We start from the raw sequence: 13,898 nt of genomic DNA, 5'->3' as shown, positions 1-13,898 counted from the left end.
CCTTCTCCGACTCGGTCTCCGAGGCCATTCCGCGCGACAGGAGCCGCGGGCGCCCTTAATATATGTCAGTACTGACTCAATTGGAAGACGTCGGCTCCGGCCGATCGGTGTGGTGGGATGCGAGGTATGGGCGAGAAGGAGAACCTCCACAAGGTGCGCCGCACCAGGACCCATGAGGCGCTGCGGCAGGTGGCCCTCAAGCGGTTCGCCAGCGAGGGTTTCGGAAACGTCACCGTGCAGCAGCTCGCGCAGGAGGCCGGCGTCACCGAGCGCACGTTCTTTCGGCACTTCCCCACGAAGGAAGCCGTGCTGTTCCAGGACTACGACACCCAGGTGGAGTGGCTGGCCGAGGCGCTCGCGCACCGCCCCCGCTCCGAGTCAGTGTTCGAGGCGGTGCTGGCGAGCATGGCCAGCTATCCGCACGACATCGAGCTGGTGCGGCAGGCGGCGCTCGCCCGGGCCGAATTGATCACCGGCGAGCAGATCGCCAGCCACCTGCGCGTGGTTCAGGCGTCGTTCGCCGCGGTCATCACCGACTTCGTCAAGCAGCGCTACCCCGATGTTCCGAACATCGATCTGGTCGCCAACGTCGCGGGCGCAACGCTGGCCGCGGCCATGGTGATCGGTGTGGAGACGTGGGGGCAGAACGGCTGTGTCGAGGATTTGGGGGTTATCGCCGCCACGTGCCTGGAGCTGGTGCGCTCGGGTCTGTCCCCGCTGTCGTGAACTAGGCGCCAGCGCTAGCTGACGAGCGTGACCGAGGTGGACCGGCGCAGCTTGCCCGACGGCGTCTTCGGAATCGTCCCCGGGCCCAGCACCACCACATTGCGTGGCCGCACGTCGACCTCGCTGACCACCTCGTGCGCGACCTGATGCTCGATACGGCGCACCTCGGCCGGGTCTTGCCAGGCGTTGGATTCGACAGCGACGGCGAACGTCTCGCGTGAGTGACCGGCATCGAGCCGCACCGCGACGGCGCAGCCGGGCCGCACCCCCTCGACGCGGCAGGCGGCCCGCTCGATGTCGGTCGGGTAGATGTTGCGGCCGGCCATGATGATGACGTCCTTGACGCGGCCGCACACCACGATGTGGCCCTCCTCGGTGATGTAGCCGAGGTCACCGGTGTCATACCAGCCGTGCTCGTCCTGGGCCGGGATGAAGCCGCCCATGGTGAGGTAGCCGGGCGTCAGCGACTCGCCGCGCAGCTCGATGACACCGACGCCGCGCGGCGGCATCACGTCGCCCTGGTCGTCGATGATGCGGGCCTCGAGGTCCTTCAGCAGCGGACCCAGCGTGGCCAATCTGCGGACGTTGCCCTTGCTGGCGGGCACGGCCCGGCGCAGGGCGGCCAGCAGGTCGGCGTCGACCTCGTCGACCACCAGGCCGGCGTTGCACTCCGCGAACGACACGGCCAGGGTCGTCTCGGCCATGCCGTAGGCCGGCAGGATCGCCGAGGGCCGAAGCCCGAACGGCTTGCCCGCGTCCAGCAGGTCCTCGACGTCGGCGGGTTCGACGGGCTCGGCGCCGGACAGCGCGAAGCGCAGAGTCGACAGGTCGAAATCGCCGGGTTTCGCGTTGCGCCGCAGCCGCTTGGCGAGCAGCGCGTAGGCGAAGTTGGGCGCCGCCGTCATGGTGCCCTTGTACTTGTCGATCAGCTTGGCCCACAACAGGGTGTCGCGCAGGAAGTCCATCGGCGTGACCTTGACCAGCTCCGCGCCGAAGAACATCGGGATGGTCAGGAAGCCGACCATGCCCATGTCGTGGAAGCAGGGCAGCCAGCTGACCATGACGTCCTTGTCGACGTCGTACTGCGCGCCGATGAACATCGCCTCGGCGTTGGAGTAGATGTTGCGGTGCGTGATCTGGACAGCTTTGGGTGAACCGGTGGACCCGGACGTTAACTGCATCAGCGCCAGATCGTCCTCACCGACCTCGACGGGGTCGATCGGATCCGACGCCAGCAGGTCGGTGACGGTGAGGACCTTGATTCCCTTCTCCTCGAGCACGGGGATGGCCACCAGGAAGGGCTCGGAGACGATGACGGCCTTGGCCTCGATCATGCCGATCACGGTCATGGTGTCCTCGGCCCAGACGGCAAGGTCGGTGCGCGGCGTGGGCTGGTGCAGCATGGTGAGGCTGGCCCCGCGCATCCACAGGCCCTGCGCGGTCGGGGCGATCTCCACCGGGAAGCCGGCGAGCACACCGATCGCGTCGCCGAGGCCGATCCCCGCGGCGGCCAGGCCGCCCGCGATGCACCGGGCGCGCTCGTGGACCTCGCCCCACGTGTGGCGGCCGGGTTCGTGGGGTTCACCGGTGACCATGCCCGTCCGCGCGGTGCGGGCGTTGCGGTACATCTTCTCGGTAAACCGGCTCACAAAGGCCTCCTCGGTTCCGGCACATTCCCCAACGCCCGGAATCTCATATTCCGCCTGCTGGGGGCTACTTTGCAGCAGGCGCGCGAGCACAGTTGGGCAGCGGTTGGGTCTCGAAACAGTGATGAGTCTGCAAACCCCGTCGGCCGTCCACCGCAGCGCCCGGCAGACGACGAAATCGAGTGGTCCTGCTTACCGCTACTCGTCACCGCGAGTCATCTTAAACTCCTCTTAAGGAAGCGCCAACTTCTAGCGGCCGCTGAGTCGGATTTCACACCCCGTTCAGACTTCGGTCATCGGCGCGGGCACGACGCGTGCACCGGGCACCGGTCCGCTCGCGACGCGGACCGTGCGGCAGACGCCCGCGCCCGACAGCTGGGTGCCGATGTCGACCGCCTGCGACGCCGAGGTGCATAAGAAAGCGCACGTCGGACCGGAGCCGGACACGATGCCGGCCAGCGCACCGGCCTCCACGCCGGCGCGCAGCGTCCGCCGCAGACCCGGGTCCAGGCTCACCGCCGCCGCTTGCATCTCGTTGCCCAGCAGCGGCGCCAGCTGCGCCGGGTCGCCCGCGGCCAGGGCCGCCAGCACCGGCCCGGGCTCGGCCAGCCGTGACGGCTCGCCGCTCTCCCTGAGCCGGTCGAGCTCGCCGAACACCGCCGGGGTGAGCAGCCCGCTGTCCGCGAACGTCAGCACCCAGTGAAAGGTGTTCCGCGACAAGACCGTCGCCAGCTCCTCGCCGCGACCGCTCCCCAGCGCGGTGCCGCCATGCAGAGCGAACGGCACGTCGCTGCCGAGTTGCGCGGCGAGCATGCGCAGATCGCGGCGCGGCACGTTGAGCTCCCACAGCGCATTGATCCCAACCAGCACCGCGGCCGCATCCGCGCTGCCGCCCGCCATGCCGCCGGCGACCGGAATGGACTTGTCGATCATGATCGAGACATCGGGTGCCCGGCCCACGTGATCGGCCATCAGCTCGGCCGCCTGCCAGGCGAGGTTGCGTTCATCGACGGGCAACGTGTCGGCGCCCTCGCCGACGAGCTCGAGCGACAGCACGTCGGCGTTGCGCACGGTCACCTCGTCGAGCAACGAGACGGCTTGGAACACCGTCGTCAGCTCGTGATAGCCGTCCTCGCGGCGATCGCCGACGGCCAGGTAGAGGTTGACCTTTCCGGGCACCCGAACGGTGACCGACCCGGTGGGCACCCACTGCGTTGCGGTGCTGCCGTCAGACGCGGACACCGCAGCAGACTATCGCTGGAACGGTCGACGTCCTACTCAGCTCGCGGACGCGTGCCCCGAAACGTGCCGCAGCGCGGTATTCGTGCTTGCCGGGGCGGCGCCTTGGCCCGGTGCACCGGAACGCCGCAGCAGCCGGACGAAATCGTCGATCGACAGCGTTTCGCCGCGCCGTGCGGGATCGATGCTGGCGGCGAGCAAGCGATTCGCCGACTCGCTGCCCGAGCCCGCCCATTCGGCGAACGCGTTGCGAGATGTCTTGCGGCGCTGAGCAAACGCGATGTCGACCAGTTCGAATACCCGCCGCCGGAAAGCTTCGTCGGTTGGCCACGGCGAGGTCGTGTGCCGGTCGATGCGAACCAGCCCGGAATAGACCCGGGGAATGGGCCAGAAGACCGTCGGCGACACCATCCCGCAGCGGCGGACCTGCCCGAAGAAACGCACCTTGACGCTGGGCACTCCGTAGTCCTTGCCGCCCGGCTCGGCCGCGAGGCGTTCGGCGACCTCGGCCTGCACCATCACCGTCACGGTGCGGATGGAGGGAAATTCGGCAAGCAGGTGCAACAGCGCCGGGACCGCGACGTTGTAGGGGAGGTTGGCCACGACGGCCGTCGGTTCGGTAGTCACCTCGTCGCGGGCAAGGGTCAAGACGTCGCGATTGAGCACCGTCAGCCGCTGGATTTCACTGTGCGAGTGCTCGGCCACGGTCTGGGGCAGCCGCGCGGCCAAGACCGGGTCGATTTCGACGGCGGTGACGGCGGCGCCGCGGTCGAGCAACGCCAACGTGAGCGACCCGAGACCGGGACCGACCTCCAAGACATGGTCGGAGCGGCTGACCCCCGAGGTCGACACCACCCGGCGCACCGTGTTGGCGTCGTGAACGAAGTTCTGGCCGAGTGCCTTCCGAGGCCGAAATTCAAGTTCTTTGGCCAGCCGCCTGATCTCGGTGCGCCCGAGTAGCCGGATGGTCAGCGTGCACCAGCTCTTCCGCTGCACACCGGCCAGGCGCCCCACCCCTGGCGCTCGCGCGTCACCTCGGCGATGGCGATCTGCTCTTCCCGGGTCGCCAGGTCCGCGCGGGAGGCGAACCGCAGGCCGCCGTTGCGCTCCCAGGTGCCCTGATCGAATTGCACACCACCGTAATACCCGTTACCGGTGTTGATCGCCCAGTTTCCGCCGGCCTCGCAGCCCGCGATGGCGTCCCAGATGGATCCGTCGATCACGGCGGGCACATCGGTGCCGGGCTTGGTGCCGACGCGCACCACCGATTCCCGGGACGGGGTGATAACCACGTTGGCGACGGGGATCCGTCCGGTCTCGACACCGTTGACGGTGGCCACCGCGTACGTCACGTCCTGGGTGCCCGGGGCGCCCGGGTCCTCGACGACCTGCCGGCTGACGTTCATTTCGGGGTCCTCGACCCGACGGGCGTTCGGCGGCAGCGGAACCCGCTCGGTGACCCGTTGGATCCGGTTGCGCGTCACCTGGATTTCCATGCCGTCGACGATCGGTGCCGTCGCGCTCGGCGCCACCTGGTCGCTGTCGGCCAGCGGTATGCCCGCGGCGCTCAGCAGTCCCGCGACGTTGGGCGCCGGCAGGTGCACCGTGCGGGTTGCACCGCCGTCGTTGATCTTGACCGTCTTGGCGCTGACGACCGGCAGGGCCATCCCCGCCAGCGGAACTCGGCTGCCGCGGGAGGCCGCGGCGGGAGCGGTGTCGGTCATCGCGAGCTGCGCCAGCGCCTCGTCGACGGTGGACGCGGTGGTCCAAACCTGCTTGGCGTCATGGCCGTCCAGCGAGATCTGCAACGGCCGGCTGCGACGCAGCACGATGTTGGCGGTGTCGTGCACCTGGACGTCACCGGCGGGGTACAGGTCGTCGCGCTCGTCGACGGTGTAGCCGTTCTCCTCGACGATGTCGATCACCCGCGACTTCATGGTGGTCACCCGCATCGCGATGCCGTCGACGGTCAGCGTCACGGTCTTGCTTGCGGAGACGGCAACGCCGCCGGCCAACGTCAGTACTAAGAGCAGGCCCGCGACGACGAGCCGCAACATGGGTGATGGGGATTGATGAAGTTTCGCTAATACACTCAACGCGCGCTTACCCCGACCTCAGCAACCACTTCAACGACCTACTCAGACCTATTCAGCAGAAAACGACAAAGGGGCCCACGGGCCCACTCGTTCGATCACAAGACGGTAACGAACCGGCCAATGTTCGGCAACTCCGGCGGACCGTGTGTGCGCCAGTGTTACCCAAATCACCCGTCGCGCTAGGCCAGTCCGTAGACGCGGCGGGCATTGCCGGTGGTGATCGCCGCCAACTCCTGGGGCGGGCGACCGACCAGTTCAGCCAGCGCCCGCACAGTATAAGGAAGGCAGTACGGCTCGTTCGCTGCGCCACGGTAAGGATGTGGCGTCAAATACGGGGCATCGGTCTCCACCAAAAGCTGTTCCTCGGGTATCAACGGCACGGCTTCCCGCAGGGCGCGCGCGTTACGGAAGCTCACCGTCCCAGACAGGCTGAGCATCCACCCCGCATCCACGCAGCGGCGGGCCATCGCGGCGTCCGAGGAAAAGCAGTGGAAGATCACGACCTCCGGGGCGCCCTCGGCCCGCAACACGTCGAGCACCTCGGTGTCAGCCTCCCGGTTGTGGATCATCAGCGGCTTCCCGGACCGCTTCGCCAGGTCGATATGCCAGGCGAACGCTTCCCGCTGCGCGTCGGGCGCGGCGCACCCGTCCAGCTTGCCGGGCCAATACAGGTCCATCCCGGTCTCGCCGACGGCCACCACCCGGGGGTGGGCGGCCAGTCGCTCGATCTCGGCGCGGGCGGCGTCGTCGAGCGCGTCGGCGCGGGTCGGATGCAGCGCGACCGCGGCGTAGACGCGTGGGTCCCACTCGGCGGCCCGCGTCACCCAGCGCGCCGAGCCGAGGTCGTCGGCGATGGTGACCACCGCGCCGACCCCCACGGCCGCGGCGCGCTCGACGATGGCCCGCACCCCCTCGGCGTCACTCGCCCCACACGCGTCGAGGTGGGTGTGGGCGTCGACCAACGGCGCCAGCGGCTCGGGCGCCGGCGGCGCTTCTCGTTTACCGGAGCGGTTGGAGCTCACCGCCACACAATAGGGTGAGTCTCGATGAGGCCGTACTACGTCACCACCGCGATCACGTACCCCAATGCCGCACCGCACCTGGGGCACGCCTACGAGTACGTCGCCACCGACGCCATCGCACGGTTCAAGCGGCTCGACGGCTTCGATGTCCGCTTTCTCACCGGCACCGACGAGCACGGCCTCAAGGTCGCCCAGGCCGCCGCGGCCGAGGGACTGCCCACCGCCGAACTGGCGCGGCGCAACTCCGACGTGTTCCAGCGATTGCAGGAGAAGCTGAACATCTCCTTCGACAGGTTCATCCGCACCACCGACGCCGACCACCATGAGGCATCGAAGGAAATCTGGCGACGGATGGCGGCGGCCGGCGACATCTACCTAGACACCTACTCGGGCTGGTACTCCGTGCGCGACGAGCGGTTCTTCGTCGAAGCGGAAACCGAACTGCTCGACGACGGCACCCGCATCGCCATCGAGACCCGCGCCCCGCTGACGTGGACCGACGAGCAGACCTATTTCTTCCGGCTCTCCGCGTACGCCGACAAGCTGCTGGCCCACTACGAGGCGAACCCTGATTTCATCGCGCCCGAGGTGCGGCGCAACGAGGTCGTCAGCTTCGTCTCGGGTGGCCTGCGGGACCTGTCCATCTCGCGCACCTCGTTCGACTGGGGGGTGCCGGTGCCCGAACACCCCGATCACGTCATGTACGTCTGGGTCGACGCGCTGACCAACTACCTGACCGGGGTCGGCTACCCCGATACCGACTCCGAGTTGTTCCGCCACTATTGGCCCGCTGATTTGCACATGATCGGCAAGGACATCATCAGGTTTCACACCGTCTACTGGCCGGCGTTTCTGATGTCGGCCGGAATCGAGCTGCCGCAACGGGTTTTCGCGCACGGGTTTCTGCTCAACCGCGGCGAGAAAATGAGCAAGTCGGTCGGCAACATCGTCGACCCGGTGGCGCTGATCGACACGTTCGGTGTGGATCAAGTGCGCTATTTCCTGTTGCGGGAAGTTCCGTTCGGCCAGGACGGCAGCTACAGCGAAGAGGCGATCGTCACCCGGATCAACGCCGACCTGGCCAACGAACTCGGCAACCTGGCGCAGCGGTCGTTGTCGATGGTGGCCAAGAACCTCGGCGGTGTGGTGCCCGAGCCCGGCGATTTCACCGCCGCCGACACCGAACTGCTGACCACGGCCGAGGGTCTGCTGGAGCGGGTGCGCGCGAGTTTCGACGCTCAGGCGATGCACCTGGCCCTCGAGGCGATCTGGCTGATGCTCGGCGAGGCGAACAAATACTTTTCGGCCCAGCAGCCGTGGGTGCTGGGCAAGAGCGAGTCCGGGGCCGATCAGGCACGGTTCCGTACCGTCCTCTACACCACATGCGAGGCCGTGCGCATCGCGGCGCTGCTGGTGCAGCCCGTCATGCCCGAGTCGGCCGCAAAGCTGCTGGACCTGCTCGGCCAGGACGAAGACCGGCGCACGTTCGGCGCCATCGGCGCGCGGCTGGCCCCCGGCACGGCACTGCCGGCGCCCTCGGGCGTGTTCCCCCGCTACCAGCCGGCTTCAGACGCATGACGAAAGACCGCCGGACGCTGTATTAGAAAAAGCGCACGGCATGGTCGCTGCCATGGGCCATAATCGGCCGGTGGAGCGACGACGTAATCGGCAACACACCCAGTCGCCGATGACGACCTTAAAGCAGCTTCCCGCACTGGTCGTGCTGGAGCGGATCCCGGTTCCCGTGCTGGCTATCGGGCATGACGGCAGCATCCTGTTCACCAACACCGCGTTTGCCGACATGGTGGGTTACGCACCGGACGAGGTTCTGGCGCTCGGGTTCCACGAGGTCTTCCATGAGGCCCCGGCCTCGGATTCCTTACTATCGGTCGTCCACGCCCTGGGCAACATGGTGGTCGAATTGGCACACCGGGACGGCTCGGTCGTGCGCGCGCTGATGAGTAAATCGGCCGTGCGGCGGGCCGACGACCAATTCGCCCTCGCGACGTTCCAGGATCTGACCGCGCAGTTGTGGATCGAGGAGCGCTAGGTCCGGCGCCTGGTGCGCAGCACGATCACTGCCGCCCCGACGATGGCCAGGACCAGCCACCCCGCGCCGAACCACCACAGCCAGGCCAGGTCCGAGTGACTACCGCGCCCGGGCGCCGCCGCGACCGGACCGGCGGTGGGCGACCGATCGACGGTGACCGGCTCTTGTCCCGGTACCGACACCGCCGCGACGCCCTTGAGGCTCTGCCAGTGCTTGTTGTCGCCGGTGAGCCAGCGCAGCAGCTCGTCGAGCTGGAAGGGCGCGCCGTTGGAGGTCGCGATCAACAGTGACCGGCCGCGGTTGAAAACCGTTTGGAGAGAAGCGAACCGCAACGACGGGTCCAGTGTCAGCTTGGTGGGCTTGCCGCCCGACTCGACGGCGTTGATCGTGATCGGACCGGTGGGCCCGGCGGACACCGGAAGCGCGATGTCGGAGTGGTTCCATCCGTCGGCGGCTATCACCAGCGCGGGATTCGACGAATCGAGCGCCTGCTGAACGCCTGTGACGGTGGTGTCGATCGGCGCCGCACTGATGCGCTGCAGGCCGACCATGATGTCGATCGCGCGCTTGGTGTCAATCAACGAGTGGGGCTCGATGCCCACCTGGACCTTGGGCATCAACGCCTGCGGCACCGACTGCAGGCCGCCGGGCACCGGTGGCGCGGCGGGGCTGCTCTGCACGGTGCTGTCGCCGCTGATGTTCAACGTGAGCAGCGAGTTGCCGGCGCCAGGCGTGTAGAAATCCCCGCAGTGTCCGATGTTGCTCGCAACATCCAGCACTACGTCAAGGCTGGTGTATCGCTGCAGCAGCCGATCCGGCACGTCGATCCAGTGGTCGATGGCGCCGTGGCCGTCGGTGGGCCAATGGTCGATGCTCTCCGCGCCGATGTTGGCGGTGATCTGGCCGCCGACGTTGGCCGGCGTCGGGGTATACGACCCCTGCAGATGCACGCGCACCCCGTGCACGGATCTGCCAAACTTGGTCTGGTCCAATCCAATTGACACCCGCGGTTGCAGCGAAGTGGCGTTGGCGAAGGGCTGCCCCAGTTCGCGCAGCGTGGCGTTGTCGCCGGGTAGCTGCGGGGTGGTCTTCAACGATTCCGCCGATGCCCTGGAGACAAGGGCCAGCCGCGACAGGTCGTTGAACAGCAGCGCGGTATCCGATTCGTCGGTTCGCCCGAGGGGCCCCGAGATCAACAGCCATGGCACACCGGTGTTGCCCTGCAGGGAAAGCCCGGCGTCCGACCCCTCTTTGACGACGACCTGGCGTTCCAGCGGTTGCGGCGGCGTCGGCGGCGCCTGCTGTCCGTCGGGCAACGGGACCACCGCGATCTCGGGAGCCTGCCTGCCGTAGTGCGCGGCCGCCGACGTGGCGAGTTGAATTGCCGTGTCGGACTCAGCCGTTGACGGCGCCTGCGGCAGAAATATGGTCAGCTTGCGCAGCACCGGCGGCAAGAAATGGGCCACCGTCGTGGGCGGCTGTTCGACCCCGGTGTAGTTGATCGTTCCGTTGACCAGACGCAGCGGGCTCTCCGGGTACAAGCAGAATCCGTCCAGGGGCACCAGGTAGGAACGCACCGTCACCGATACCCAATTGTCGGCGACTTCCGCTCCGGTCAGCGGGAGGACGATCGGCGCTTGATCGGTGGTGGGCAGGTTCAGCCGCGCAATCGTGCGCTCGCCCTGGGTGACGGTGAGCTGGCCGGACCGCATATTGATCGGCAGTTCGACGGTCGCGTTGAGCGCGGTGGGTGTGAGCCCGTGCAGCACCGGCACGCTGAGCTGTTGGGAGCTGGTGAATCCCCAGAACGACAAGGTGGACGAGGACCCAACGTCGGCCAGCGCCAACGTCGTTGACTCGGTCGCGCCCGCGTCGCCGGGCGCGGCCTGCGATACCGGGGCGCTCATGACCAAGAATCCGACCACACCAGCCAGCGCAATAACTCGGCTCGCATATTTCCGGTTCATCACCGGAACAGTATGCATTGTTGAATGCGCGCGGTAATTGAATCGCGGTATCGGCAGATGCCTAATCGGTTTCCGGCACGGTCTCGGTGCGCGCGGCGGCCAGCCGGGCATGGCGCATTGCTTCGCGAGCAAGGAATTCCCGGGAATAGCCGAGCGAAGCTTCTGAGACGATGCCGGGAAGCAGGAGTTCCCAAATCCGAATCAAGCGCTCGCTGAGGTCGCAGACGACGCCTTCTTTTGTGTCGACGGCAGATATCGCGTTCGATAGCAATCGCGCTCCGAACATGGCGCCGACGATCGATTCGCCGACCACTTGCGGGTCGAGGTCCTTGCGGAGGTCCCCCTCGGCGATGGCCCGCCGGGCCTCGGCGGTCATCAGCTGAACCGAAGCCGCGCAGAAGTTCGCGGCGGCTTCGTTGAAACCACTCAGTGTCGCGGTGAGTTGCACGGCCGCGCGGGCGGTTTCGTCCGAGGTCATCACATCGGCGATCGTGAACGTACCGTGCAGCAGGTTCTCCAGGCCCGGCGATGACGAACCGCACGCGTTCCGATAGGCGTTGGCGAGCGTGCCGGAGCCCTCCTCGATGATCGCCGACGCCAACGATTCCTTCGAATCGAAGTGATGGTAGAGGGCGCCCTTGGTCATCCCCGTGCGTTCGATGATCGTGCCCCACCCGGCGGCCGCATACCCGACCTCTCCGAACACGTCGGTCGCGGCTTTAAGAATCTTTCGCCGAGTGGCTTCCGACCGAACCTGCCGCGCCATCGCCCCTAATACCTCCGGGATCTCGTCGGGTACGCGGATTCGTCGGTCACGTTTCGCATCGCCCCGCAAGACGATCAAGGTTAACAGCCACGGCGATCAGCGGCCGTCGGGTACGTCGCGGTCTTGTTACCCGGAGTCGGGATCGGTCGAATTGGCGTTGATCGCCAGTGCCGCACGCCGCCTGAGGAATTGCCGGAAGTATTCGACGCGGTCCGGTCGCAGGATCCCGGCCATCAGCAGGGCCCAGCATTTTTCCAGGTCGAGCAAAAACCGCTCCGGTTGATCTAGGTTGCTGGTTTTTCGCAGCCCTATCTGCAGGGAAACGATCAGGCGCCCGACATCCTCCGGGTCGCACCGGTCGTCGATGTCACCCTCGCCGACGGCCTGCTCGACGACTGCGGCCAATGCTTTGACCCACTCGTCCAACAACCTCTCCTGCAGGCCTTCCGAACGACCGACGGATTCGATCAGGTTCAGTCCCGCCCGGACTCGATCGGTCTTGATGTCCTGGACGGCGATGAGGTAGGAGAAATCGATCAGGGTCTCCAGGCCGGAAAGTCCCCGCGTTATCAGGTCTTGGACGGCGGCCGTACCGGCCTCGGTCTGTTGATCAATGATCGCGACGGCCAGCGCGTGCTTGGACTTGAAATGGAAGTACATCGCGCCCTTGGTCAGTTCGGCCTCGGCGAGAATGTCGTCGAGGCCGACCTCGTGGTAGGCGCGTTGCGCGAACTGGTGCGAGGCGGCCCGCAGAATCTGCCGCCGCGTCGCATCCGCGCGTCCGTCGGGTGGGTGGGTGGACATCGAAACCGACGACTCAGTTGTCCGCCGCCGCGAGATCGCGATCGCCACGGGTGCCCTGAGCTGGGTCGATCGCCTTCACGTTGTTGATGCCCTCCTCGAGCGGCGCACACACCTGGTTCTTCCAGCGGTCCAAGGCGAACTACTCGCCGGCGTCTCTCGGGCGGCGTTTGGCCACCTAAGAGGTTATCAGGACGAGGTCCCCGGACCATGCAAACCGGCCCCGAGCCCGTCTAGATACCCGTCACAAGGATCCTACCCGTTTTCCGTTCCATAAGTATTTTTTATGTGTTATTGTATGGCTGTCAGTTTGCATCATGGCGCCGAGCTCTCGAGGGGACCGCATGCCGTTCGTCATCACGCAGCCAACTGCGCCGGAGGCCTCGGCCGACGCGCCACCGGCATCGGCAGCCGCGATGAGCAGCGGAAACGTGGTCACGGCCGCCCGCCCGACCATCGTCACGCCGGAGGGCCCGCGCACTGGGGGGACCAAGATCCTGGGTCGACGGGCGAAATACCCATCGTCAGCAAGATGGCGTTCTACTCATGCTGCGAGTATGTGTGGACGGCCGACGCTCGTTGGCGAGGATGGCGCGCAGGCTGGACCGCGGCCCGCCGGAACCCGGGGGCTGGCGTGATCGAATTCGGTGCGCTTCCGCCGGAGATCAATTCCGCGCGGATGTATGCCGGGCCCGGGCCGATATCGCTCGCGGCCGCGGCGGTGGCCTGGGATAACTTGGCGGCCGAATTGCATTCCGCCGCAAGCGCTTACCGGTCGGTGATCGCCGGACTCACCACCACCCGCTGGATGGGCCCCTCGTCGCTGACCATGGCGTCCGCATTCGCTCCATATGTGGCGTGGACGACCGGCGCCGCCGCGCGGGCCGCCGAGACCGCAAGTCACGCGTTGCTCGCGGTCGAGGTCTATGAGGCGGCCTTCGCGATGACCGTGCCGCCACCGGCGGTCACCGCCAACCGAGTCCAGCTCGCAATGCTGATCGCCACCAACTTCTTCGGCCAGAATTCGGCCGCGATCGCGGCCACCGAAGCCGAATACGGCGAGATGTGGGCGCAGGACGCGGCAGCGATGTATCAATACGCCGCGAATTCAGCCGTCGCGTGCGAGGTGACGCCGTTCACCCCGGCGCCGCAAACCACGAACCCCGCCGGATTCGCCGAGCAGGCGGCCGCGGTCACCCAGGCAAGCGGCATCTCCGGGACGTCGCAAGCCAACCTGGCGAGCGTGGTGACCTCGGTGCCCGCCGCGCTGCAGTCGCTCTCATCGCCCGCGACCAGCTCGGCCAGCACACTCGCCTCGACCGCAGCGACCACGGCGACCACCACCGCCGCCTCGCTCACCTCGTCGGATATCACGAGCCTCGTGGCTTCCGACATGCCCGCCTGGCTGATGGCCGCGGCCACCCCGCTGTACGCGATGTCGTCGGTGTTCGGAATCGCCGCGAGCGGTCAGGGTCTGGCGAGTGGGGCCGCGTCCGCGGCGGGCGCCGCGGGTGCCGCAGCCGCCCAAGGGGCAGCGGCGGGGGCCAGCGCGGCCGCGGCCGCTGCCCCTTGGGCGGCTGCGGCA

The 13,898-nt window shown here is 67.3% G+C and carries 12 protein-coding genes; 4 read left to right on the top strand and 8 right to left on the bottom strand.

What is annotated here, in order from left to right; genetic code table 11:
- The first annotated feature begins 126 nt into the window (after positions 1 to 126).
- The gene (locus ACQI5H_RS09475) at positions 127 to 726 is read left to right on the top strand and encodes a TetR/AcrR family transcriptional regulator (protein ID WP_427079141.1); all 600 of its coding nucleotides are present in this window, start codon (positions 127 to 129) and stop codon (positions 724 to 726) included.
- A gap of 14 nt (positions 727 to 740) precedes the next feature.
- On the opposite strand, the gene ACQI5H_RS09470 is transcribed toward ACQI5H_RS09475, so the two are convergent.
- From ACQI5H_RS09470 to ACQI5H_RS09450, 5 genes are all read right to left on the bottom strand, one after another.
- The gene (locus ACQI5H_RS09470; protein ID WP_427079140.1) at positions 741 to 2,375 is read right to left on the bottom strand and encodes a fatty acyl-AMP ligase; all 1,635 of its coding nucleotides are present in this window, start codon (positions 2,373 to 2,375) and stop codon (positions 741 to 743) included.
- A 279-nt stretch (positions 2,376 to 2,654) separates the two neighbouring features.
- Positions 2,655 to 3,614: a 4-(cytidine 5'-diphospho)-2-C-methyl-D-erythritol kinase gene (locus ACQI5H_RS09465; RefSeq protein WP_427079139.1), complete on the bottom strand. Its 960-nt coding sequence runs from the start codon at positions 3,612 to 3,614 to the stop codon at positions 2,655 to 2,657.
- A gap of 36 nt (positions 3,615 to 3,650) precedes the next feature.
- On the bottom strand, positions 3,651 to 4,616 hold the full coding sequence (gene rsmA, locus ACQI5H_RS09460) for a 16S rRNA (adenine(1518)-N(6)/adenine(1519)-N(6))-dimethyltransferase RsmA (protein WP_427079348.1): 966 nt from the start codon (positions 4,614 to 4,616) through the stop codon (positions 3,651 to 3,653).
- Positions 4,580 to 5,707, bottom strand: a complete 1,128-nt coding sequence (locus ACQI5H_RS09455) for a transglycosylase family protein (RefSeq protein WP_427079138.1) — start codon at positions 5,705 to 5,707, stop codon at positions 4,580 to 4,582. Before ACQI5H_RS09455 ends, rsmA begins: the two co-directional genes overlap by 37 nt.
- A gap of 179 nt (positions 5,708 to 5,886) precedes the next feature.
- The gene (locus tag ACQI5H_RS09450; RefSeq protein ID WP_427079137.1) at positions 5,887 to 6,735 is read right to left on the bottom strand and encodes a TatD family hydrolase; all 849 of its coding nucleotides are present in this window, start codon (positions 6,733 to 6,735) and stop codon (positions 5,887 to 5,889) included.
- 18 nt (positions 6,736 to 6,753) lie between these two features.
- Between ACQI5H_RS09450 and metG the strand changes: the two genes are divergently transcribed.
- Together metG and ACQI5H_RS09440 are read left to right on the top strand one after the other, a co-directional pair.
- Positions 6,754 to 8,307: a methionine--tRNA ligase gene (gene metG / locus ACQI5H_RS09445; RefSeq protein WP_427079136.1), complete on the top strand. Its 1,554-nt coding sequence runs from the start codon at positions 6,754 to 6,756 to the stop codon at positions 8,305 to 8,307.
- 109 nt (positions 8,308 to 8,416) lie between these two features.
- Complete coding sequence (locus ACQI5H_RS09440) at positions 8,417 to 8,779, top strand: PAS domain S-box protein (RefSeq protein ID WP_427079347.1); 363 nt, start codon at positions 8,417 to 8,419, stop codon at positions 8,777 to 8,779.
- On the opposite strand, the gene ACQI5H_RS09435 is transcribed toward ACQI5H_RS09440, so the two are convergent.
- The 3 genes from ACQI5H_RS09435 to ACQI5H_RS09425 all read right to left on the bottom strand — a co-directional run bounded on the left by ACQI5H_RS09435 (position 8,776) and on the right by ACQI5H_RS09425 (position 12,316).
- Entirely contained in the window at positions 8,776 to 10,764 is a 1,989-nt protein-coding gene (locus tag ACQI5H_RS09435; protein WP_427079135.1) for a hypothetical protein, read from the bottom strand. The genes ACQI5H_RS09440 and ACQI5H_RS09435 overlap by 4 nt on opposite strands.
- Positions 10,765 to 10,807: 43 nt before the next feature.
- Positions 10,808 to 11,512, bottom strand: coding sequence for a TetR family transcriptional regulator (locus tag ACQI5H_RS09430; RefSeq protein ID WP_427079346.1), 705 nt, complete (start codon positions 11,510 to 11,512; stop codon positions 10,808 to 10,810).
- Between the two features lie 126 nt (positions 11,513 to 11,638).
- Positions 11,639 to 12,316, bottom strand: coding sequence for a TetR family transcriptional regulator (locus ACQI5H_RS09425; protein WP_427079134.1), 678 nt, complete (start codon positions 12,314 to 12,316; stop codon positions 11,639 to 11,641).
- Positions 12,317 to 12,947: 631 nt separating this feature from the next.
- Here ACQI5H_RS09425 and ACQI5H_RS09420 point away from each other — a divergent pair.
- On the top strand, positions 12,948 to 13,898 hold a 951-nt coding region (locus ACQI5H_RS09420), incomplete at its 3' end, for a PPE family protein (RefSeq protein ID WP_427079345.1).

The organism is Mycobacterium heidelbergense (genome assembly GCF_050205645.1).
In the GTDB taxonomy this organism is placed as follows: Bacteria; Actinomycetota; Actinomycetes; order Mycobacteriales; family Mycobacteriaceae; genus Mycobacterium; species Mycobacterium heidelbergense_A.
The sequence above is the reverse complement of the archived record's forward strand: the minus strand, read 5'-3'. Positions and strand labels throughout refer to the sequence as shown.

Excerpts from the sequence above, each read along its gene's own strand:
- ACQI5H_RS09440 (WP_427079347.1), top strand. The coding sequence starts at position 8,417 with ATGACGACCTTAAAGCAGCTTCCCGCACTGGTCGTGCTGGAGCGGATC.
- ACQI5H_RS09425 (WP_427079134.1), bottom strand. The coding sequence starts at position 12,316 with ATGTCCACCCACCCACCCGACGGACGCGCGGATGCGACGCGGCGGCAG.
- ACQI5H_RS09430 (WP_427079346.1), bottom strand. The coding sequence starts at position 11,512 with ATGGCGCGGCAGGTTCGGTCGGAAGCCACTCGGCGAAAGATTCTTAAA.
- ACQI5H_RS09475 (WP_427079141.1), top strand. The coding sequence starts at position 127 with ATGGGCGAGAAGGAGAACCTCCACAAGGTGCGCCGCACCAGGACCCAT.
- ACQI5H_RS09435 (WP_427079135.1), bottom strand. The coding sequence starts at position 10,764 with ATGCATACTGTTCCGGTGATGAACCGGAAATATGCGAGCCGAGTTATT.
- metG (WP_427079136.1), top strand. The coding sequence starts at position 6,754 with ATGAGGCCGTACTACGTCACCACCGCGATCACGTACCCCAATGCCGCA.